Annotated in this window: 20 protein-coding genes; 17 read left to right on the forward strand and 3 right to left on the reverse strand. The window is 71.2% G+C overall.

All coding sequences use genetic code 11. The features are described 5' to 3' along the window. Position 1 precedes the first annotated feature (1 nt). The 15 genes from ABEA10_RS10300 (at position 2) to ABEA10_RS10370 (ending at position 14,260) form a co-directional block, all read left to right on the forward strand. Positions 2-1,081, forward strand: a complete 1,080-nt coding sequence (locus ABEA10_RS10300; RefSeq protein WP_345460764.1) for an ABC transporter permease — start codon at positions 2-4, stop codon at positions 1,079-1,081. Between the two features lie 70 nt (positions 1,082-1,151). Beyond that, positions 1,152-2,147: a D-ribose ABC transporter substrate-binding protein gene (locus tag ABEA10_RS10305; RefSeq protein WP_345460767.1), complete on the forward strand. Its 996-nt coding sequence runs from the start codon at positions 1,152-1,154 to the stop codon at positions 2,145-2,147. After that, positions 2,144-2,314, forward strand: coding sequence for a hypothetical protein (locus tag ABEA10_RS10310; RefSeq protein ID WP_345460770.1), 171 nt, complete (start codon positions 2,144-2,146; stop codon positions 2,312-2,314). Before ABEA10_RS10305 ends, ABEA10_RS10310 begins: the two co-directional genes overlap by 4 nt. Positions 2,315-2,472: 158 nt before the next feature. Further along, entirely contained in the window at positions 2,473-4,296 is a 1,824-nt protein-coding gene (locus ABEA10_RS10315) for a bifunctional sugar phosphate isomerase/epimerase/4-hydroxyphenylpyruvate dioxygenase family protein (RefSeq protein WP_345460773.1), read from the forward strand. Positions 4,297-4,384: 88 nt separating this feature from the next. Beyond that, complete coding sequence (locus ABEA10_RS10320; protein ID WP_345460776.1) at positions 4,385-5,053, forward strand: TetR/AcrR family transcriptional regulator; 669 nt, start codon at positions 4,385-4,387, stop codon at positions 5,051-5,053. Positions 5,054-5,345: 292 nt separating this feature from the next. Next, positions 5,346-5,669, forward strand: a complete 324-nt coding sequence (locus ABEA10_RS10325; protein WP_345460779.1) for an aldehyde dehydrogenase family protein — start codon at positions 5,346-5,348, stop codon at positions 5,667-5,669. Then, a complete protein-coding gene (locus ABEA10_RS10330; RefSeq protein WP_345460782.1) occupies positions 5,666-6,652 on the forward strand; it encodes a zinc-dependent alcohol dehydrogenase in 987 nt (328 codons plus the stop codon). The genes ABEA10_RS10325 and ABEA10_RS10330 overlap by 4 nt, the downstream gene beginning before the upstream one ends. Positions 6,653-6,919: 267 nt before the next feature. Continuing rightward, positions 6,920-8,086 carry an ABC transporter substrate-binding protein gene (locus ABEA10_RS10335; protein ID WP_345460785.1) on the forward strand — a complete coding sequence of 389 codons (1,167 nt, stop codon included), beginning with the start codon at positions 6,920-6,922 and terminating at the stop codon, positions 8,084-8,086. Positions 8,087-8,092: 6 nt separating this feature from the next. Next, on the forward strand, positions 8,093-8,962 hold the full coding sequence (locus ABEA10_RS10340; protein WP_345460788.1) for a branched-chain amino acid ABC transporter permease: 870 nt from the start codon (positions 8,093-8,095) through the stop codon (positions 8,960-8,962). Further along, positions 8,959-10,779, forward strand: coding sequence for a branched-chain amino acid ABC transporter ATP-binding protein/permease (locus tag ABEA10_RS10345; protein WP_345460791.1), 1,821 nt, complete (start codon positions 8,959-8,961; stop codon positions 10,777-10,779). The genes ABEA10_RS10340 and ABEA10_RS10345 overlap by 4 nt, the downstream gene beginning before the upstream one ends. Beyond that, positions 10,776-11,528 carry an ABC transporter ATP-binding protein gene (locus ABEA10_RS10350; RefSeq protein ID WP_345460794.1) on the forward strand — a complete coding sequence of 251 codons (753 nt, stop codon included), beginning with the start codon at positions 10,776-10,778 and terminating at the stop codon, positions 11,526-11,528. The genes ABEA10_RS10345 and ABEA10_RS10350 overlap by 4 nt, the downstream gene beginning before the upstream one ends. A 146-nt stretch (positions 11,529-11,674) precedes the next feature. Then, positions 11,675-12,430 (forward strand): SDR family oxidoreductase, encoded by a 756-nt coding sequence (locus ABEA10_RS10355; protein ID WP_345460797.1) that lies wholly within the window; start codon positions 11,675-11,677, stop codon positions 12,428-12,430. A gap of 18 nt (positions 12,431-12,448) precedes the next feature. Further along, on the forward strand, positions 12,449-12,880 hold the full coding sequence (locus ABEA10_RS10360; protein WP_345460800.1) for a cupin domain-containing protein: 432 nt from the start codon (positions 12,449-12,451) through the stop codon (positions 12,878-12,880). Then, positions 12,877-13,104, forward strand: coding sequence for a hypothetical protein (locus tag ABEA10_RS10365; RefSeq protein ID WP_345460803.1), 228 nt, complete (start codon positions 12,877-12,879; stop codon positions 13,102-13,104). Before ABEA10_RS10360 ends, ABEA10_RS10365 begins: the two co-directional genes overlap by 4 nt. Further along, positions 13,097-14,260, forward strand: coding sequence for an acyl-CoA dehydrogenase family protein (locus ABEA10_RS10370; RefSeq protein ID WP_345460806.1), 1,164 nt, complete (start codon positions 13,097-13,099; stop codon positions 14,258-14,260). Before ABEA10_RS10365 ends, ABEA10_RS10370 begins: the two co-directional genes overlap by 8 nt. A 90-nt stretch (positions 14,261-14,350) precedes the next feature. Here the strand turns inward: ABEA10_RS10370 and ABEA10_RS10375 are convergent, their stop codons facing one another. Beyond that, positions 14,351-15,778 carry an aldehyde dehydrogenase family protein gene (locus tag ABEA10_RS10375; RefSeq protein WP_345460809.1) on the reverse strand — a complete coding sequence of 476 codons (1,428 nt, stop codon included), beginning with the start codon at positions 15,776-15,778 and terminating at the stop codon, positions 14,351-14,353. 287 nt (positions 15,779-16,065) lie between these two features. Between ABEA10_RS10375 and ABEA10_RS10380 the strand changes: the two genes are divergently transcribed. Continuing rightward, positions 16,066-16,899 (forward strand): helix-turn-helix transcriptional regulator, encoded by an 834-nt coding sequence (locus ABEA10_RS10380; RefSeq protein WP_345460812.1) that lies wholly within the window; start codon positions 16,066-16,068, stop codon positions 16,897-16,899. 82 nt (positions 16,900-16,981) lie between these two features. On the opposite strand, the gene ABEA10_RS10385 is transcribed toward ABEA10_RS10380, so the two are convergent. Next, positions 16,982-19,057 carry a discoidin domain-containing protein gene (locus tag ABEA10_RS10385; protein WP_345460815.1) on the reverse strand — a complete coding sequence of 692 codons (2,076 nt, stop codon included), beginning with the start codon at positions 19,055-19,057 and terminating at the stop codon, positions 16,982-16,984. Positions 19,058-19,305: 248 nt separating this feature from the next. On the opposite strand from ABEA10_RS10385, the gene ABEA10_RS10390 reads away from it, so the two are divergent. Continuing rightward, positions 19,306-20,310, forward strand: a complete 1,005-nt coding sequence (locus ABEA10_RS10390) for a pentapeptide repeat-containing protein (RefSeq protein ID WP_345460818.1) — start codon at positions 19,306-19,308, stop codon at positions 20,308-20,310. Between the two features lie 27 nt (positions 20,311-20,337). Here the strand turns inward: ABEA10_RS10390 and ABEA10_RS10395 are convergent, their stop codons facing one another. After that, complete coding sequence (locus ABEA10_RS10395; RefSeq protein ID WP_345460821.1) at positions 20,338-21,495, reverse strand: alpha-hydroxy-acid oxidizing protein; 1,158 nt, start codon at positions 21,493-21,495, stop codon at positions 20,338-20,340. Between the last annotated feature and the right edge of the window lie 84 nt (positions 21,496-21,579).

The raw sequence follows: 21,579 nt of genomic DNA on the forward strand, positions 1-21,579 counted from the left end.
CATGAGCACCAGCGCTGAACACGACGTCACCGACAGCGCACCCGCCGAGACGGCCGCGCCGGCGTCGCGAGCGGGCCGTGGCGCGCAACTGGCGATGCTCTTCCTGCGGGGCCGCACGCTCATCGTCCTGATCGTCCTGGTGATCATGTTCAGCCTGATCTCCGGCGACTATCTGACCACGAGCAACCTGCTGCTGATGAGCAAGCACGTGTCCATCACCGGGCTGATGGCCATCGGCGTCACCTTCGTCATCCTCACCGGCGGCATCGACCTGTCGGTCGGCTCCGTCGCCGGCCTGGCCGGGATGATCGCGGGTGGGCTGCTGTACGAGGGCCTGAAACTGCCCGGCGGGGACACCCTGTGGTTCTCCGCCATCATGGTGATCGTCATCGCCGTCCTGGTCGGTGCCGTGGTCGGAGCGATCAACGGTCTGCTGGTCACCAAGCTCAAGGTGGCACCCTTCATCGCCACCCTCGGCGTCCTGTACGCCGCCCGCGGCCTGGCCGACCTGCGGAGCAACGGCGCCACCTACCCCAACCTCGCCGGGACACCCGCACGGCACAACACCGGTTTCTCCACCCTCGGCATCAAGAGCTGGCTCGGCGTGCCCGTCGCGATCTGGATCATGGTGCTGGTCGCGGTGGTGGCGATCATCGTCACCACGCGTACGCCGTTCGGCCGCCGCATCTACGCGGTCGGCGGCAACGAACGCGCCGCCGAGCTGGCCGGCATCCGCACCTCACGCGTGAAGATCGCGACGTACGTCATCTCGGGGGCGTGCGCCGCGCTGGCCGGGCTGGTGCTCACCTCCGAGCTCGGCGCCGCCTACCCCGACACCGCGACGACCTACGAGCTCAACGCCATCGCCGCGGCGGTGCTGGGCGGGACGTCCCTGACGGGCGGCAAGGGCACCATCATCGGCACGATCGTCGGCGCGCTCGTCATCGGGTTCCTCAGCGACGGCCTCGTCCTGGTCGGCGTCTCCAGCTTCTGGCAGCTCGTCGTCAAGGGGACCGTCATCGTGCTGGCCGTCGTCATGGAGCAGACGCAGGAACGCGTCAAGACCCGTATGACCACCTAGCGGCCCGTGCCGCACCCCTGAAAGCCCCATTCCCTGCCTGGAGTATCTCCGCCCGAAAGGAAGACCGGCCGTGCGTCGTCCCTCTAGCCGTAACCCCATCATCGGCTTCGCCGCCGTCACCGTCGCCGCCGCACTCACCCTGAGCGCCTGCGGCGACGACTCGAAGTCCTCCTCCGGCGGTGGAACCGCGGCCGCGGGCGGATCCAAGCTGATCGTGATCATCACGCCGTCGCCGGACAACGTGTTCTTCAAGGCCGAACAGCAGGCCGCCGACGCCGAGGCCAAGAAGCTCGGCTACACCACGCTGGTGCTGAGCCACGACGACGACCCGACCAAGCAGAGCCAGGAGATCGACACGGCGATCTCCCGCAAGGCCGCGGCCATCATCCTCGACAACGCGGGCGCGGACGTCACCGTCACCGCGCTGCAGAAGGCCAACAACGCCAAGATCCCCAGCTTCCTCATCGACCGGGAGATCAACTCGACCGGAGTCGCCAAGGCGCAGATCGTCGCCAACAACTCCCAGGGCGCCACGCTCGGCGCGCAGGAGTTCGCCAAGGACATGGGCCAGTCGGGGGAGTACTTCGAGCTGACCGGCAAGGAGACGGACACCAACGCCGGTGTGCGCTCCAAGGGTTACCACTCGGTCCTGGACCAGTTCCCCAAGATGAAGATGGTCGCCCAGCAGAGCGCCAACTGGGACCAGACCGAGGCGCTGCAGAAGGTGCAGACCATGCTGCAGGCCCACCCCCACGTCAAGGGCATCATCGCGGGCAACGACACCATGGCGCTGGGCGCGTGGTCGGCGCTGCAGGCCGCCAAGAAGACCAACGTGATCGTCACCGGCCTCGACGGCAGCCCGGACGTGGCCGCGTCCATCCTCAAGGGCGGCATCAAGGCCACCGTCCTGCAGCCGGCGGCGAAGATCTCCCAGATGGCCGTCGACCAGGCCGACAAGTACATCAAGTCGGGCTCCACCGGCCAGCCGGAGAAGCAGTCGGTCGACTGCGTCCTCATCAACGCCGACAACGCGGACAAGCTCAAGAACTTCTCGCTGACCTCATGAGAGACGCGGACGCGGATGAGTGTCACCGCGTCCACATGGTCGCCGGGTCCTCGGCCACGTCCAGCGACGAGGGCCCGGTGATCGTCCACGGCTGCGTCGCCTGCGGCTTCACCGACCCAACAGAATCGCCGACGACCCTCGGCTGGGAGACGACATCGGCGCGATGATCGCCGTGATGAGACCGTCGCGCCGATGACGTCCAGGGCGCCGCCCTGGACCCGGCCGGGTCGTGGTCATCGCATGGCCGTAGCCGCGAGCGGTGATATAACGTACTAGTCCGTACATTGGACACGGACAGAGACGCGGGCGCCGCGGAGGAGCGGGCATGCGCAAATCCATCGCCACGGTGTCGCTCAGCGGGCCGCTGGCCGGCAAGCTCACCGCCGCCGCCGATGCCGGGTTCGACGGTGTGGAGATCTTCGAGCCCGATCTGCTCTCCAGCCCGCTGGCGCCCGAGGAGATACGGGCCAGAGCGGCCGACCTCGGTCTGGGCATCGACCTGTTCCAGCCGTTCCGGGACTTCGAGGCGGTGCCGGACGACGTCCTCGGCGGCAACCTGCGCCGCGCCGAGCACAAGTTCGCGGTGATGGAACGCCTCGGCGCGGACCTGCTCCTGGTGTGCTCGAACGTCTCGCCCGCCGCGATCGCCGACGACTTGCTCGCCGCGGAACAGCTGCGTCTCCTCGCCGGCCGGGCCGCCGGGCACGGCATCCGCGTCGCCTACGAAGCCCTCGCGTGGGGCCGGCAGGTCGGCGACTACCGGCACGCCTGGCGGATCGTGGAGCTGGCCGACCACCCGGCCCTGGGCCTCTGCCTGGACAGCTTCCACATCCTGTCGCGAGGCTCGGACCCCGCCGGCATCGAGGAGATCCCGGCGGAGAAGATCTTCTTCCTTCAGCTCGCCGACGCACCGCACCTGTCCATGGACGTCCTGCAGTGGAGCCGCCACTACCGCTGTTTCCCCGGGCAGGGCGCCTTCGACGTGGCCGGCCTGGTAGGCCACGTCCTGCGGGCCGGCTACCGGGGACCCCTGTCGCTGGAGGTCTTCAACGACGTCTTCCGCCAGGCCGACGCCGGCCGTACCGCTCGTGACGCCATGCGTTCCCTGGTCGCACTGGAGGAGTCCGTCTCCGAGCGCCTCGGGCCGCGGGCGGCCGGCCTCGTCCCGCCGCCTGCTCCGGTCGTGCCGACCGGCTTCGCGTTCGCGGAGCTGGCCACGCCCGACACCGGGCGGCTGAGCGGGCTCCTCACCGCGCTCGGGTTCGCCCGTACCGGCGGCCACCCCACCAAACCGGTCGAGCTCTGGGAGCAGGAGCAGGCCCGCATCCTGCTGAACACCGGCGACCCGGCCAGCGCGACCGGTCCCGCGCTGGCCGCGGTCGGCCTGGAGACGCCCGATCCCGCGGGCGCGGTCAAGCGCGCGGAGTCGCTGCTCGCGCCGGTCCTGCCGCGGCGCCGCGGCCCACGCGAGGCGCCCCTGGACGCGATCGCGGCGCCGGACGGCACCGAGCTGTTCTTCTGCCGTACGGCGCGGCCGGACCATCCGAGCTGGACCGATGACTTCACCGAGGTGCCGAGCGACCCGGTGCCGTCCGCCGGGATCACCCACATCGACCATGTGGCGCTCACCCAGCCATGGCACTACTTCGACGAGGCGTCGCTGTTCTACCGCAGTGTGCTGGGGCTGCGGCCCGACGAGAGCCTGGAGCTCGCCGACCCGTACGGCCTGCTCCGCAGCCGGGCGGTGGCCGACCCGGACGGCTCCGTACGCATAGCGCTGAACGTGGCGTACGTCGGTTCGCAGCCGGGTGCGCCGCAGATCCCCTGGCAGCACGTCGCGCTGGGCAGCCGGGACATCGTGGCCACCGCGCGGCGGCTGCGCGCGGTCGGCGACCTGCTGCTGCCCATCCCCGCCAACTACTACGACGACCTCGAAGCCCGGCACGACCTGGGCGACGAGCGGCACCGCACCCTCCGCGAGCTCGGCCTGCTGTACGACCGCGACGACCACGGTGAGTTCCTCCACCTCTACACGAGGACCACCGGGCACGTCTTCTTCGAGATCGTGCAGCGCGTCGGGGGCTACCGAGGGTACGGAGCGGTCAACGCGCCCATCCGGCTGGCCGCCCAGCACGCCGGCTCGAACTGAGCCGGGACACATCGGTACGGCGGTTCCCCGGCGAGAGGGAGAATCGTGTACCGCAGGTGAAGACCCATCTCGTCCCCCGTGGAGTCACATGTCCTCGCAGCCCGCCACCGCCGCCTCGGAGGAACGCCGCCGCGACGCCGACCGCACCAGGGCCGAGATCCTCGAAGTCGCCCACCGCGAGTTCGCCCGGCAGGGATATGCCGGTGCCCGGGTGGATGAGATCGCCGCCCTCACGCGGACGACCAAGCGGATGATCTACTACTACTTCGGCGGCAAGGAGAACCTGTACATCGCCGTTCTCGAGAAGGCCTACGCCGAGGTCCGCGCCGCGGAGTCGACCATCGACGTCGAACACCTCGCCCCCGTGGAGGCGATCCGTACGCTGGCCGAGCTGACCTTCGACCACCACGACGCGCACCAGGACTTCATCAAGCTGGTGAGCATCGAGAACATCCACCGCGCCGAACACCTGCGGCGGTCCCAGACGCTGGTGAACCTCGGCACGCCGGTGACCGACCTGATCTCGCGCATCCTGGACGCCGGCCGGGCCGACGGCGACTTCGCCGCTCCCGCCGACGCCGTCGACGTGCACATGATGATCAGCTCGTTCTGCTTCTTCCGCATCGCCAACCAGCACACCTTCGGCGCGCTCTTCGGACGGGATCTGACCGCGCCGGAACACCGGGAGCGGCACCGGACCATGGTCGGCGAGATGATCGTCGCCTACCTCACCGGGGCGGGCGTGCGCCCGGAGTGATCCGGGCCCCGCGAAGGCGGGACGCCTCGTCCGTCAAGCGGTCCGGAAAGACTGACCAGCGGTCGTCCTCGTAAGGATGGATTGGGCCTTCCCTAGGCCTGACACTTCCCCTATAACTAACTCACTAGTTCGAACATTGAGAACCATCCGCCAGTCGCAGTCGGGACCGATGGGCGCGGGGTCCGTCGGTGCCGAGGCGGCGACCGTCGCCGGGGCCGGCCCGAGAGGCCTGCCGTGGCGCGGCCGTCCGCGCAGTGGTCTGACACGACCGTTCAGTGGTCCGGGAGGCTCGATGCCGCAGACACTCCTCAAGGCCGGAGACGATCTCGCGCAGGCCGCTGCGCCGGTGGCCGGGGAGTGGGGTGGTGAGGGGCCGCAGACCGAACGGGCCGGACCGCACCTGCGCCGCCCGGTCGGCCGGGCGCCCGTGGCCCGCCCCGCCGACGCCGCCGTCCGCGCCGCTGAGGAGGTCGGCGTCATCAGCTTCGCCGGCAGCGCGGAGACCGGCGACGCCGTCGCCCGGGCCGCGGGGGCCGGGCGGCTCGTGCTGGAGCTGGGCGGCGACGCGGCCACGATCGTGTGCGAGGACACCTCCCTCTGGGGTGAGCGCGTGTGAGGGCCGTCGCCCTGGTCTCCCCGGACACCGTGGCCGTCGTGGACGACTGGCCCGAACCGGTCTGCGGGCCGGGCGAGGTCGTCGTCGCCGTGCACGGCGTCGGGCTGTGCGGATCCGACCTGGCCGTGGTCGCGGGCCACCGCCCGGTGCCCGCCCTGCCCTGGGTGCTCGGCCACGAGGCGTTCGGCGTCATCGTCTCCACCGGCCGGGAGGTCAGCGACCGGCGTCCGGGTCAGCGCGTGGTGGTGGAGCCGAACTATCCCTGTCTGGCCTGCGGGCCCTGCCGCGCCGGCGTCACGTCGGGCTGCCGGGCGCGTCGTGCGGCCGGCATCTCCGAGCACGGCCTGCTGGCCGAGCGCGTCGCGGTCCCGGCCCGGTTCGCCTGGCCCGTACCCGGCTCGTGGGACGACGCCGACGTCGTCTGCGTCGAACCGCTCACCGTCGCGGTCGGCGCGGTCCAGGCCAGTGGCCTGCGAGCGGGCGATCCCTGCCTCGTCGTCGGCGCCGGGGCGCAGGGACTTCTCGTGTGCCTGGCGGTCCGGCAGGCCGGCGGGGTGCCGTACGTCGTCGAACCGCACGAAGGCCGCCGGGCGCTCGCGATCGAGGTCGGTGCCGAGACCGCGGCCGATGGCACGAGGTTCCCGGTCGCGATCGAGACCTCCGGCGTCCCCGATGCGTTCGAGGCCACGGTGGACCGCGTCGCCGACGGCGGCAGTCTCATCGTGGTCGGGCAGAGCAGCCGGCCCGCGCGGCTGTCCACGTTCACGCTGGTACAGCGGCGGCTCACCCTGCGGGGCCGCCTCATCTACGACCACCCCGGCGACTTCGCCCACACGATCGCACTGCTGCGCGACAACGACCTGCACCCGGGACGCGTGCTGCGCGCCCGGTTCGAGTTCACCGACGCCCCGGCCGCCTTCGCGCAGGCGTCCGATGTGCCCGGCAAATCCTGGATCAGCCTGTCCCGCACGGAGGATTCATGACCGTGGAGACCCGGTCGGCCATGGGCCGCCCCTCCGATGGCGCCGCGCGCGTGCCGGCGGCGCAGGCCCTCGTCGGCCGGCTGGAGCCGGCCGCCCCGGCGCCGTGCTGCTCAACGTGCCGATGGACCGGTTCTCCCGCCCGGTGCGGCCCATCCGCTGCCGGCCTCGGCGCCCGCCCTGCCCGCTGCGGACGTCGATCCCGCCGAGATCGGCCGGAACTACCCCGTGGAGCCTGACCCTCCAACCCCCACCACAGAGGTGACCCCCATGTCCCATCGTGTCGGTCCGACCAGGATCGGTCCTCGCGCGTTCGCCGCCGTGGCCATGGCCGCCGTCCTCGCCGGAGGCTGCGCGGCCCCCGGCGAGTCCAAGGACTCCGGCTCCAGCGGATCCGGTCCCATCAAGATCGCAGTCATCGACGCCCAGAGCGGGCAGCTGAGCTCGCTCGGCAAGTGGGAGTACAAGGGCGCCAAGCTCGCCGTCGACGAGTGGAACAGGGCCGGCGGCATCGGCGGCCGCAAGATCCGGCTCGACGTCTTCGACGACCAGGGCGACCCCACGGTGGGCACCACCCTGGCCCGCAAGATCGACAGTCAGAAGTACATCGCCATGCTCGGCACGGCCGAGAGCGCCGTCACGATCGCGATGGCCCCCACGCTCCGTCAGGCCGAGATCCCCAACATCGCCTCGGGCCAGTCGCCGGGGATGGTGGCGCTGAAGAGCCCCTTCCTGTTCCTCAACGGGCCGACCAGCACGACGTACGACGAGACGCTCGCCAAGTACCTCGTCGACGGTAAGAAGCTGAAGAAGATCGCGATGATCAGCAACAACGGCGCGTACGGCAAGGGCGAGCACGACGCGTTCCTCAAGGCGCTGTCCACGCGGGGGATCACGCCGGTGGCCGACGAGGTCGTCACGACCGACCAGAAGGACTTCAGCGCGCAGCTCACCAAGATCCGCCAGAAGCGGCCGCAGGTGGTCTTCATCGGCTCGGAGGAGGTCGAGTCCGGCCTGATCGTCAAGCAGGCGCGGGACCTGGGCGTCACCGCGCCCTTCGCGGGGGCCGCGCCGCAGGGCACGCCGGTGTTCCGCGACACGGCGGGCGTCGCCAACGTCGAGGGCACCATCGTCAGCTCGCCGTACCTCAGCAACGACACGAGCGACGCCACGAAGAAGTTCGCCGCCGCCTACCAGGCGGCCTACGGAGAGGAGGCCGAGTTGCACGGCGCGAAGGCCTACGACGGCGCGCAGATCCTGCTGACCGCGTTGAAGAACTCGAACGTCGCGACCGGCAGGAAGCTCGCCGACGCGATCCGGGCGGTGAAGTACCAGGGCCTGATGGGTGACTTCGCCTTCGACCAGACCGGGGTGGGCATCTCCGCCACCTCCATCGGGGTCATCAAGAAGGGGAACCTGGTCAAGGCCGAGGGCTGACGAACCATGCAGGTCTTCCTTCAGACGCTGATCGGCGGGCTCAGCCTCGGTGCCGTCTACGCGCTGGTCGCCATGGGGTTCTCCCTGGTCTACCGGACCATGGGGCTGGTCAACTTCGCGCACGCCGACGTCCTGATGATCGGGGCGTACACCGCGTCGACGTTCTACACCTCCACCCGGCTGCCGTTCGCGGTCGCCATGGTGGCGGCGATCGCCGTCACCGGCCTCATCGGGCTCGTCATCGAACGGGTGCTGCGTCCGCTGGAGAACAAGGACGTCACCCTGATGCTGATCGGCACGATCGGCTTCGGCATGGTCCTGCAGGCGGTCGCCATCCTCATCTGGGGTGCGACCGGGCGGGCCGTCCCCTCGCCGGTCAAGGCGGCGCCGCTGCAGGTGCTCGGGCTGCGGATCCGCACCTATGACCTGGTGGTGGTGGGCGTCGCCGCGGTCGCCGTCGTGCTGCTCGTGGCCTTCCTGCAGCGCACCAAGCGCGGGGCCGCGATGCAGGCGGTCGCGATGGACCACGAGGCGGCCACCGCGGTCGGCATCCACGTCGGGCGCAGCAACGCGATCGCGTTCGCGATCGGCGCCGGGCTGGCGGCGCTCGCCGGCGGCCTGGTCGGCCCGATGCTGTACGTGAACCCGACGATGGGCGGCACGCTCGGCATCAAGGGATTCGCCGCGGCCATGCTCGGCGGCTGCGGCAACATCCCCGGCGCCGTCGTCGGCGGCCTGGCCATCGGCGTCCTGGACTCCTATGCCGCCGGGCACTTCCAGGGCTACTCCGAGCTGGTGGTGTTCCTCGTCTTCACCGCGATCATCATGATCCGCCCGACCGGCCTGTTCGGCGAGACGACGGTGAGCCGCGCATGAGCCTTCCGCACCGACGTCTCATCCGCCCGGCGGGCCTCGTGGCGCTCGCGGTGGTGGCCTGGGCCCTGCCGTACGGGCTGGGCGGCTACGCCATCCACGTCGTCGACATCGCGCTGGTCTTCGCGCTGCTGGCGGTCGGGATGGGTCTGGCCATGGGCATCGCCGGCCAGATCAACCTGGCGCAGATCGCCTTCTTCGGCGTGGGCGCGTACGCGACGGCGATCCTGACCACGCGGAACGGTCTGGGGTTCTGGCCGGCCGCGGTGCTCGCCGTGCTCGCGACCGCGCTGATCGGCCTGCTCGTCGCCGTCCCGGCGCTGCGCATGCAGTCGCACTACCTGGGCATCGTCACGCTCGGCCTGGCCCTCGGCTTCATCAACTGGACCACCAACGCCGAGCCGGCCGGCGGCGCGGACGGCATCTCCGCGATCCCGGTGCCACCGCTGTTCGGCGTCGACCTGTCGAGCGAGTACCTCTACTACTACCTGGAAGTGGTGGTGTTCGCGGTCGCACTGGCGTTCGGCCTGTTCGTGGTCCGCACCTCGCTCGGCCGCCGGATGCGGGCGATGCGCGACGACCCGCTGGCCGCCGGAGCGGTCGGCGCGCAGATCCCGCTGCTGCGGATGACCGCGTTCCTGCTCGCCAGCGTGTACGGGGGAGTGGCGGGCGTGCTGTACGCGGGTCTGGTCCGCTTCGTCGCGCCCGACACCTTCAGCATCGCCAACATGTTCCTGCTGCTGGCGATGGTCGTCATCGGCGGGCGGCAGAGCCTGGTCGGCTGCGTCATCGGCGCCGTCGGCCTGTCGCTCATCCGCGAGCAGCTCGTGGACCACCCCACGTACGCCCAGCTGGGCTTCGGCGTCGTCGTGGTCGGCATGGTCGTCTTCGCGCCCACCGGCCTGGCCGGGATCCCGGCGCGGCTGCGCGGAGTGCGGGCCCGGCGGCGGGGCTCGGCCGTACGCGCGGCGCTGCGGCCGTTCGAGCCGTACGAGCCGGCCGGTGAGACGGAGGAGGACGACGGGACACCGATCCTGGAGGTCCGCGAGGTCGGCAAGCGGTTCCGGGGGCTGAGGGCCCTGGACGGGGTGTCGCTGACCGTGCGCCGCGGCGAGATCCGGGGCATCGTCGGGCCCAACGGCTCGGGCAAGACGACGCTGTTCAACGTGGTCAGCGGGTTCTACCGCGCCTCGGCCGGGCAGGTCGCCCTGGCCGGGCGGCCCGTGTCCGGCGCCCGCCCGTACCGGCTGTCCCTGCTCGGCCTGGCCCGCACCTTCCAGAACCTGCGGCTGTTCACCGACCTGACGGTCAAGGACAACGTGCTGGTCGCGCTGGACCGGACGCGGACGCGGGCGATCTGGCGGTACGTCCTGTGGCCGGTCGCCATCTGGCGGCGGGAACGCCGGCTCGATCATGCGGCCGACGGGCTGCTGGCCCGCTTCGGGCTGACCGAGTTCGCCGCGATGCGGCCGAGCTCCCTGCCGTACGGGATCCAGCGCCGGATCGAGATCGCCCGCGCCATGGCGGGGTCGCCGCGGCTCCTGCTGCTGGACGAGCCGGCCGCCGGACTCAACGGTGAGGAGGTGCGGCAGCTCGCCGAGATCGTCCGCTCCATCCGCGACAGCGGTGTCACGGTCGTGCTCATCGAGCACAACATGGGCCTGGTCATGTCGCTGTGCGAACGCGTGACGGTGCTGGCCGGCGGCTCGGTCATCGCCGAGGGCACCCCGGCCGAGGTGGTCGGCGACCCCAAGGTGATCGAGGCCTATCTCGGAGACTCGGCAATGGCCGACCTGCCCCTGCCGGAGGTGACGCAGTGAACGAGCCCGGGACCGCACCGGCCCAGGCCACGACGGCGGGCGGCACGCTCGCCGTGGAGGGGCTGTCGGTGCACTACGGCGGCGTCCGCGCGGTCCGGTCGATCGACTTCACCGTGGCCCCCGGCCAGGCGGTCGGCATCATCGGCGCCAACGGAGCGGGGAAGACCTCGACGCTGAAGGCGCTGATGGGCCTGGTGCCGCGCAGCGGGCGGATCCGGTTCGGCGACACCGACCTGACCGCGGTGCGGCCGCGGGACGTGGTCCGCCACGGCATCGGGTACGTCCCCGAGGGCCGGCACGTCTTCGCCGGCCTGACGGTCGAGAGGAACCTGCTGCTCGGGGCGTACACCCGCCCGTGGCGATCCGAACGGACCCGGCGAGCCCTCGGTGAGGTGTACGAGCTGTTCCCGGTGCTGCGGGAGATGCGCGGCCGGCTCGCGGGCGCGCTGTCGGGCGGCCAGCAGCAGATGCTGGCGGTGGGCCGCGCGCTCATGACCGAGCCGAGGCTGCTGCTCCTCGACGAGCCGTCGATGGGGCTGTCGCCCAAGCTCGTCGAGGACATCCTGGCGGTGCTGCGCCGGCTGGGCGAGGAGGGCCTGAGCCTGCTGCTGGTGGAGCAGAACGCCAAGCTCACCTTCGAGGCGACGAGCGACTGCCTGGTCATGGAGAACGGCGAGGTCGTCATGACCGGCACCTCCGCCGAGCTGCGCGACGACGTCCGCGTCCGCCGGATATACCTGGGCCTTTGAACGCGCCGCCGTCGTGGCACCGGCACCGGCCGACCGGGCAGGGGAGTCGTGAATGTCGCGGGGGGCTGTCACAGATCCGGGGGCCGTGTGGTCTTAGCTGGTGACCGGGGGCAAGTGGTGCTTCCCGGCGTCCAGGGAGGCGTTTCATGAAGTTCGTGATCATCGGCGGCACCGGTCTCATCGGGTCCAAGGTCGTGGCGGGCCTGCGTGAGCGGGGGCATGAGGCGGTGGCGGCGGCGCCGAGTACCGGCGTCAACACGCTCACCGGCGAGGGGCTCGCCGAGGTCATGACCGGTGCGTCGGTCGTGGTTGATCTGTCCAACTCCCCGTCGTTCGAGGACGGCCCGGTGCTGGAGTTCTTCCAGACCTCGACCCGGAACCTGCTGGCGGCCGAGGCGGCGGCGGGCGTGGGGCACCATGTGGCACTGTCGGTGGTGGGGGCCGAGGACCTTCCCGACAGCGGGTACCTCCGGGCCAAGGTCGCCCAGCACCGGCTGATCGAGGACTCGTCGATCCCGTACACGATCGTGCAGGCGACGCAGTTCTTCGAGTTCGTACGGGGTATCGCGGACTCGGCCACCGAGGGTGACACGGTGCGGATGGCGCCGGTGTCCTTCCAGCCCATCGCGGGTGAGGACGTGGCCCGGGCGGTCGGCAAGGCCGCGCTGGGCGAGCCGGTGAATGGCCGGGTGGAGGTCGGCGGGCCGGAGCGGTTCCGGATGGATGAGTTCTTCCGGGACGCCCTCGCGGCCTGGAACGACCCGCGCGAGGTGGTCACCGACCCGCACGCCCGCTACTTCGGCACCGAGCTGAAGGAGCGTTCCCTGGTGCCCGGCGATGACGCGCCTCTGGGCGAGATCCGGTACCGCGACTGGCCCGGCCGCGTTCCCGCCGCCGAATAACGTAGTGGAGGCACGCTGATGTCGGACAGCACACGGCAGAACAGATCGAACGCGTGGCAGACGGCTCTCACCACGCTGCAGGAGGTCTCACCACCCTTCATCCCCGCCGGAGCGCACGCGATGACCGTGGTCGTCGAGTACCCGCCCGGCGACCCCGGCGCGCCGCCCCACCGCCACTCCGGCCCGGCCTTCGGGTACGTCCTGGAGGGGGAGATGCGGTTCGAGCTCGAGGGCGAGCCGGAGCGGGTCGTGCGCGCGGGCGAGGTGTTCTGGGAGCCGGGCGGTGACGTCATCCACTACCAGGACGGCAACAACCGCGACGACGGCCCGGTCCGCTTCACCGTCACGATGCTCTGCGAGCCCGGCAAGCCGATGCTCACCGTGGTGGACGACGAGGAACTCGCCCAGCGCGCGGACCGCCGCGCCCCTCGACCGGAAGGACGTTCATGAGCACGCCTGGCGACGACGGCTCGATGCACGAGCTGGAGATCGAGGTCAGGGAGGAGCTCGTCCTGACCGAGTCCAACGGCCCGGAACAGGAGGCCGACCTGCCGGTCAGCGCGTGGCTGTACGACCCGGTGGACGCCGAGCGCGAGCGGACCATCCTGCGGGACCTGCTCGGCGCGGTCGAGGGTCTGGAGAACGACCAACGGCACGGGAACGCGGGTGACTGACGCGGGCGCGCGTGCGGCCGGCCCCCTGCGCCTTCCCGCACGGCTCGAAGCCTCGATCAAGGCGGCTGCCGACGAGATGGACGCCACGCGTGACGTCCCGGCGACATTGCTCGCCGAGCTTCGCGACGCGGGGGCGTTTCGCCTGCTCACGCCGAGGGAGCTCGGAGGGTTCGAGGTCCCGCTGAGGACCGTTCTGGAGGTGTACGAACGGTTCGGGCGCCTGGACGCGTCGGTGGCCTGGATCGTGTGGAACGCCAACTGGGGTTTCCTCGGCGCGCTGCTGGAGGAACCCGGCGTCGCCCGGCTCTGGAACGCGGGCTCCGAGCCGGTCTTCGCGAACTCCGGCATGCCCGGGACCGCGGTCACCGTCAGCGGCGGATACCGCGTTTCGGGTGGCTGGAGACTCGTCAGCGGGATCAACGGCGCGGACTGGCTCGTCGTCGCCGCCGTCATCACCGACGACGGTGCGCCGCGCATCACGGAGGCCGGCACCCCGGATGTGCGGTTGTTCGTCCTTCACCGGGACCAGCTATCGGTGAAGGACACCTGGCACGTCAGTGGCCTGCGCGGCTCCGGCAGCAACGATGTTCTCGTCGACGACGCCCTGGTTCCGGACGAGCTGGTGGCGCGCATCGACGTGCCGGCCCGCATCCGGCGGCCGCTTTACCAGGGCTTCATTCCCGCTCTGGTGTTCCCGGGATGTACGGCGATCGTCCTCGGCGTGGCGCAGGCCGCGATCGACGAGACCGTCGAACTGGCGCGGTCCAAGAAGACGCTCACCGGGGGCGTACTCGCCGACGGTGCACACGCCCAGGCGGTCATCGCCCGGACGGAAGCGAGTCTTCGGGCCGCCAGGCTCCTTCTCCTTTCCGCCGCGGAGGCCATGGACGAGGTCGGGGCGAACGGCGAGGCCGTCACGCTGGAGCAACGAGCCGCTCTGCGGGCCGCCATGAGCCACGGCGCCCAGGTGAGCCGCGAAGCGCTGGCCGCCATGTACGAGCTGGGCAGCTCGTCCTCGCTCTACCATGGGAGCCCGGTCGAGCGGCTGTTCCAGGACGGCATGGTGGCGCTTCAGCACGCCAACCACTCCGCCGCCTTCTTCGAGGCTGCGGGGCGTGTCCGTCTCGGCAGGGGCCCGGGAATGGCCCTGTTCTGACGGCACGCTGTTCGGCCTCCGTACGTACCGGCCGGCCGCGCCCCGGAACCATCGCCCGCTCGGGCGGGCCTCCGGGGCGCGGCCGGGCCGTCAGCGCTGGATCGACTTCGTCTCCAGGAACTCCTCAAGGCCGAGCCGGCCGAACTCCCGGCCGTTGCCGGACTGCTTGTAGCCGCCGAACGGGGCCAGCGGGTTCCACTCGCCACCGTTGACGTCGACCTGACCGGCGCGTAGCCGCCGGGCGACCTCCAGCGCGTGCCCGGGTTCGCCGAAGATGCCACCGGTGAGTCCGTACATCGTGTTGTTGGCGATCTCGACGGCCTCGTCCTCGTCCCGGTACGGGATGATCGTCAGCACCGGGCCGAAGATCTCCTCCTGCGCGATCGCGGAGTCAGGGTCGACGCCGGTGAAGATCGTCGGCCGTACGTAGGCGCCCTTCTCCCGGCCCTCCGGCCGTCCCGGGCCGCCGAACACAGGCTTCGCGCCGTCGGCGATGCCGCGTTCGATGTAGCCCTCGACCTTCTGCCGGTGTGCCTCGGAGGCCAGCGGGCCGACCCCGGTGGTCTCGTCGTTCGGATCGCCCACGGTGTACCGCGCGGCGGCCGCGACCGCCAGTGCCACGATCTCGTCGTGCCGCGCCCGCGGAACGAGCATCCGCGGCCACGCGCCGCAGACCTGGCCGCCGTTGACGAACACCCGCTTCAGTCCGACCTCGACCGCCTCGGGCAGGTCCGCGTCGTCCAGGATCACGAGGGCGCCCTTGCCGCCGAGTTCGAGCGCCACCCGCTTCACCGTCTCGGCGGCGACCGCGGAGATCCGCCGGCCGGCCCGGGTGGAACCGGTGAAGGAGATCATGTCGATGTCCGGGTGCGCGGACATCGCCTCGCCGACGACCGGACCGGTGCCGTACACGACGTTGAAGACCCCCGGCGGCAGGCCCGCCTCGGCGGTGACCTCGGCGAGGATCCGCGCCGTCAGCGGCGCCGCCTCCGACGGCTTGAGCACCACGGTGTCACCCGCGATCAGAGCGGGCGCCACCTTGGACATGATCTGCTGGAGCGGGAAGTTCCATGGGGTGATCGCGCCGACCACTCCGATCGGCTCATGGACGATCAGTGAGTTCCCGGCCTCCTCGGTCCAGGCGAAGTCCGCGGCGAGGTCGGCGAAGGACCGCGCGACGAGGATCGGGAAGCCGGCCTGGGCGGCCCGGGACAGGGTGAGCGGGGCGCCCATCTCGGCGGTGATCACACGGGCGATCTCCTCGACCCGGGCCTGCAGGCCGTCGGCGATGCGCCGTACGACGGCGGCGCGGTCGGCCGGGGCCGTCGCGGCCCAGCCGGGAAAGGCGGCCCGCGCGGCGGCGACGGCACGGTCCACGTCCGCGGGCGTGCCCGCAGGGGTCTCGGCGACGACCTCCCCATTCGCCGGATTCACGACTTCGATTGTCTCGGCGGATCCGGCGGGCGTGACCTCGCCGTCGATCCAGTGGCCGGTCGGTGTGTCTGTTCGTTCGGTCATGCTTCAAGTCTTCGAACTCCGGATCGGCCGAAGCCAGGTACACACGATCCGCGGATACGCCCGGCGACCGGAGGCCGGCGGTGCCCGCTCGTCCAGGGACGATCGATCCCTGGACGACGGGCTCACCCGTGCCGCACCGTGGTGTGATGACAACGGGCGGAATCGTCGGGGAAGCAGCGCTGACCAGGGCGTTGTTCACACCGTACGGGCGGTCGCCGGCCGCTCGCCGTGCCGTCCGGCGCCTGGCCGGATCCGTCGCCGGCAGGGACGAGAAGGAGACTGCTGCCATGGACCGGGCTCGACTCGCGGAGTTCCTGCGCACCCGCCGGGAGGCGCTGCAACCCGAGGACGTCGGGCTGCCTCGGGGACGGCGGCGGCGTACCAAGGGACTGCGCCGCGAGGAGGTCGCCGCGATCAGCGACATGTCGACCGACTACTACAGCCGGATCGAACAGCAGCGCGGCCCGCGCCCGTCCGAGCAGATGCTCGCCGCGATCGCCCGTGGCCTGCGGCTCTCCCTTGAGGAGCGGGACCATCTGTTCCGCCTCGGCGGGTATCCCGCGCCCCGGCGGGTGGCGCGCGCCGACCACATCAACCCGGGCATGATGCGCATCTTCGACGGTCTTGAGGAGACGGCCGCCCAGGTGATGAGCAGCCTCGGCGAGACGCTGAGACAGACGTGGCTCGCCGGAGCCCTGCTGGGGGACCAGACGGCCTACACCGGGCTCGCACGCAGCCTGCACTATCGGTGGTTCACCGACCCGGAGTCCCGGCGGATCCATCCCGAGGACGACCATCCCTTGCACAGCCGCCTCATCGCGTCCGACCTGCAGCGCGCGTACACACGCGACGGCAGGGACTCCCGCGCCGGCGCCATCGTCGACGCGCTCCTCGCCGGCAGTCCCGAATTCGCCGCCCTCTGGCGCGAACATCCCGTGACCGGACCGTACTGCGCCGCGAAACGCATCCAGCATCCGCGACTCGGGCTGCTCGAGCTGCACTGCCAGATCCTGGTGGACCCCGACCAGTCCCAGTCGCTCCAGGTCTTCACCGCCACGCCCGGCAGCGAGAGCCACGAGAAACTCCGGCTCCTTTCCGTCATCGCCGGTCAGGGCATCTGACGGGGCGCGGCATCGGTGGGCGGTCCCGCGCCGGGAGTCTCCCCGGTGGTGGCCGGGGGCTCCCGGCGCGGCGGTGGGCGGGTCAGGAGCCGAAGACCTGGAACTCCCAGAGCGAGTAGCCGTACTGGGTCGACCGCACGGTTCCGTACATGCGGATGTAGCGGGCGGAGGCGGTGATGCCCACGCTCTGGGTCCCTCCGGTTCCGGTGGTGGTGGAGTAGACGGGGGTCCAGTTCTTCGCGTCGCTGGAGACCTGGAGCTGGTACGCCTTGGCGTACGCGGTCTCCCAGTTCAGCGTCACCTTGCAGAGGGAGCGGGTGCTCCCGAGGTCGACCTGGAGCCACTGCGGGTCGCTGAAGGCCGACGACCATCGGGTGCCCGGGTTCCCGTCGACGGCGTCCTGCGCGGGGAAGGCCACCGACTCGGTGGACGACGCCGTGGCGGTCTTCCCCTGCGCGAGGTTCGTCGTCGAGCAGCCCCTGGCGGAGTTCACGGTCCAGGTGAAGGAGGCCGAGCCGGTGGCGCCGGTGGTGTCCCTGGCGGTCACCGTGACGTTCGAGGTGCCGGTCGTGGTCGGCGTGCCGGAGATCAGTCCCGTGGAGGAGTTGATCGACAGACCGGCGGGCAGGCCGCCGGCGCTGTAGGTGAGGGTCTGGCCGGACGCCGAGTCGCTCGCGTGGATCTGCAGGCCGGCCGCCGTGCCGACCGTGGACGTCTGGTCGCCGGGGTCGGTCACCGTCACGGTGTTGCCGGTGCCGCCGCCGGTCGGCAGTGTCCACTGCTGCTGCGCCGATCCGGTGCAGGTCTCGATGTCGAGCCGCGCGCCGGTGTTGCCGCCGGGATCGGTCAGGCACAGGCCGGAGTTGGGGTTGACCAGCTCGCCGCCGTTCTGCTGCCTCCAGACCTGGGCGTTCGTGCCGTTGCACGGATACCAGTCGACGTTGGTTCCGCTGGCCGTCCCGGCGCTGACGACGTCGAGACAGCCGCCCTGCACGCGTACCGTGTCGTCGCTGTACGGCGACCAGGTCTGGCCCGCGGCACCGTTGCAGGAGCTGACGCCGATGGGGTTGCCCTCGGTGTTCAGCGAGTTCTGGTTCGTCAGGCACAGGCCGCCCAGGCCCTTCACCGTGCCCGTCCCGGTGGCGGTCGCGGTGGGCGTGGAGTCGCCGCCCTGCTCGTAGACGGCCACGTACGCGACGCTCATCGAGGCGCCGGACGTGGTGGCGGAGGTCGGCGTGGTGCAGCCGCAGATCCCGTCGGGGTAGTTGCCGCCCATCGCGAGGTCCCAGATGATGAAGAACCCGTGGTCGATGGCCTGCTGCCAGGCCGTCGTGCCCACCGACGCCTCGGTGATGGTGCTCTCCACCGTGCCGTCCATCAGGAACTGCAGGGACTCGGCGCTCGTGTTGGTGCGGTCGATGATCACCGTGTAGGTGTGGTAGCCCGTCTGGCAGGTCGAGCCGGCGTTCGGGCAGGCGATCAGCGGGTGGCCGGGGCTGGTGGCCGAGGTGTGGAGCGTCTGCGAGGCCTGGTTGAGGCCGTTGACGTCCTCCATCATGTCGATCTCACCCGAGGTGGGCCATCCGCCGCCGGCGCGCATCGGCGAGCCCAGCGCCCAGAACGCGGGCCAGTACCCCAGCCCGCCTGCCGGGTTCGGCTGCTGGATCGACGCCGTCATCTCCAGCTTGCCGCCGGGCGGGGCCTGGAAGTCCTCGCGGGTGCTCTCCAGCCGTGCCGAGGTCCAGGTGCTCCCGTTCTTGAGGGCCTTGAGCACCAGATGGCCGTTCCCGTCGAGGAAGGAGTTGGCGGTCGAGGCGGTGGTCTGCTCGATCTCGCCCGTGCCGTAGCCGGTGCCGATGTCGTAGAACCAGTTCGCCGACGAAGGAGGCGAGCCGGCGGGCCCGGCGAAGTCGTCGCCGAACACGGTCGTCCACCCGGCCGGGGGCGGCGGCACGGTGTCGGCGTACGCGGCGGGGGCGCCGGCGACGGCCGTGGCCAGGACGGCGCTGAGGTAGGCGCCGAGCAGTGCCGTCACCGCCAGGACCGCCCGGCGGCGGAGCGGCCCGGAGCCGGGACGGCGCCGCGGAGCGCCCTGGGCGATGCGGGGCAGAGGATGTTCCCGGACGGTGAACGGGGAGCGGATGATGATCCGCGTCATCTCCCCTGCTCTGCCGATCCGGGTCCGTCGAGGTGGTGGGGCTGAGGCCGATGACATCTGGGGTCTCCCGAGTGGCGAGGCGGAGGCATGTCAGAGAGCGCTCTATCGGCCGTAGATTCGACTTATTCACGCCTTGTGTCAAGGTTAAAATTAAGTACCCATCCCACTCGACTCCCGCCCGGGTCGCGGTGTCTCGCCGAAGACGGGAAGATGTCGGAGCGGCGGCGCGGAGAGGGTGACCGGTGCGGGTGTTCAACAGACGGTTCGCAACGGCGACAAGGCGGCTCGGACACGCCGAGACCGCGGTGCGGCTGGCCGGGGTGTACGCGCTGGCCGCTCTGGCCGACGACTGGCCGGACGGCCGGCAGACCTGCATCGACGAGCTGTGCGCCTACCTGCGGACACCCTACGGGCCTCCCCCGGAGGCCGACCCTCCGGCCGCCGAACAACTGGCGTTCGGCGGCAGGCAGGAGGTCCACCACGCCGTCATCTCGATCATCACCGCGCACCTTCGCGAGAACGCCCGGGTCTCCTGGCGAGGCCATGACTTCGACTTCACCGGTGTCCGCTTCGACGGAGGCGACTTCAGCCGCGCGGAGTTCTCCGGCGGCACCGTCGACTTCACGGGCGCCGTGTTCTCCGGCGGCACCGTCGACTTCACGGGCGCCGTGTTCTCGGGCGCCACCGTCGACTTCACCGGCGCCGAATTCTCCGGTGCCTCCCTCGACTTCACGGGCGCGACGTTCTCCGGCGGCACCCTCCACTTCGTCGCCGCGGAGTTCTCCGGCGGCGCCGTCCACTTCGGCGGCGCGACGTTCTCCGGAGCCACCCACTACTTCGTCACCGCGGTGTTCTCCGGTGCCTCCCTCGACTTCGCCGGCGCGACGTGTTCCGGCGGCGTCCTCGACTTCGCCGGCGCGGAGTTCTCCGGCGGCACCGTCCACTTCACCGGCGCGGAGTTCTCCGGCGGCATCATCGGCTTCGTCGGCGCGGAGTTCTCCGGCGCCACCGCCCACTTCAACGACGCGGCGTTCTCCGGCGGCACCCTCGACTTCACCGACGCGACACTGTCCGGCGGCACCCTTCACTTCACCGACGCGGAGTTCTCCGGCACCGGCGTCGTCTTCACCGGTGCGACGTTCTCCGGCGGCACCGTCGACTTCAGCGACGCGACGTTCTCCGGCCGCCGGGGCGGCCTCGGCAAGGACATCGCCACCGATCCGCCCGCGGGGCTACTGCTGCCTCCCGCATAGCCCCTCGAGGTCACGCGCGGCGGCCCGTCATCCCACGAGGCGCAGCGCCCCGGGCGTGAGGTCCTCGCGGGTGGGATAGCCGTCGACCGCCATGATCAGGTCCGCCTCGGCCAGCAGCGAACGCAGCACGTGGACGACGCCGTCGACGCCCCCGACCGCCAGCGCGTAGGCGTACGGGCGGCCGATCCCCACCGCGGTGGCGCCCAACGCCAGCGCCTTGATGATGTCGGCGCCGCCGCGTACGCCGGAGTCGAACAGGACCGGGAGCCCATCGGCGGCGTCGAGCACGTCGGGCAGGCACTCCAAGGAGGTCAGCCCTCCGTTGGCCTGCCGCCCGCCGTGGTTGGAGCAGTAGACGGCGTCCACGCCGTGGTCCTTGGCCCGGCGGACGTCGTCGGGGTGGCAGATGCCCTTGACCATCAGCGGCAGGTCGGTCCGCGCCCGGAGCCAGTCCAGGTCGTCCCACCTGAACGGTCCACCGAAGATAGGCAACGTGCGCACCGCCGCCTCGGTGGCGTCCTCGCCGGGCCGCAGCCTCTTCCGGAACACCGGGTCGCTGGTGTAGTTGCTCAGGCACCCGCTGGGCACCTGCGGGTAGTTCGAGCCGCGCAGGTCACGGGGCCGCCAGCCGGTGACCCAGGTGTCCAGGGTGACGGCGATGCCCTTGAAGCCCGCCGCCTCGGCGCGGCGCACCAGGCTCGCGGCCATGTCCCGGTCCGGCGGTGTGTAGAGCTGGAAGAAGCCGGGTGTGTCGCCGAGGACCGCGGCCACGTCCTCCATCGGATCCGCCGACAGCGTCCCGGCGAAGAACGGCACACCGGTGCGGACGGAGGCCCGCGCGCAGGCGAGGTCGCCGTGGCCGTCCTGGGCGCACACCCCGATCACCCCGATCGGCGCCATGAACACCGGCGAGGGGAACGTCGTCCCGAACAACTCGATCGACAGGTCGCGGTCGGTGGGCGCGACCAGCATGCGTGGGTACAGGCCCCAGCGCTTGAACGCCTCGCAGTTGGCCCGCTGGGTGTGCTCGTCACCGGCGCCACCGGCCACGTACTCCCAGACCTTGGGCGGCATCGCCGCCGCCGCACGCTCCTCCAGATCCGCGAACCCGATGGGGTGCTGCGGCTGATGCCCGGCCTGGCCCTGGGCGTACAGCTCCTCTTGGTACTCGGCAAATGCCGCCACAATCTGCGTGCTACCCCCGCGATCGGTGCGCCAATCCGCTCACGCGGCAGGCTCCCGCCCCGGAGCCGCCACCCTCCCGGCGGC

This window comes from Actinoallomurus oryzae, from assembly GCF_039541955.1.
GTDB classification, from domain to species: Bacteria; Actinomycetota; Actinomycetes; order Streptosporangiales; family Streptosporangiaceae; genus Actinoallomurus; species Actinoallomurus oryzae.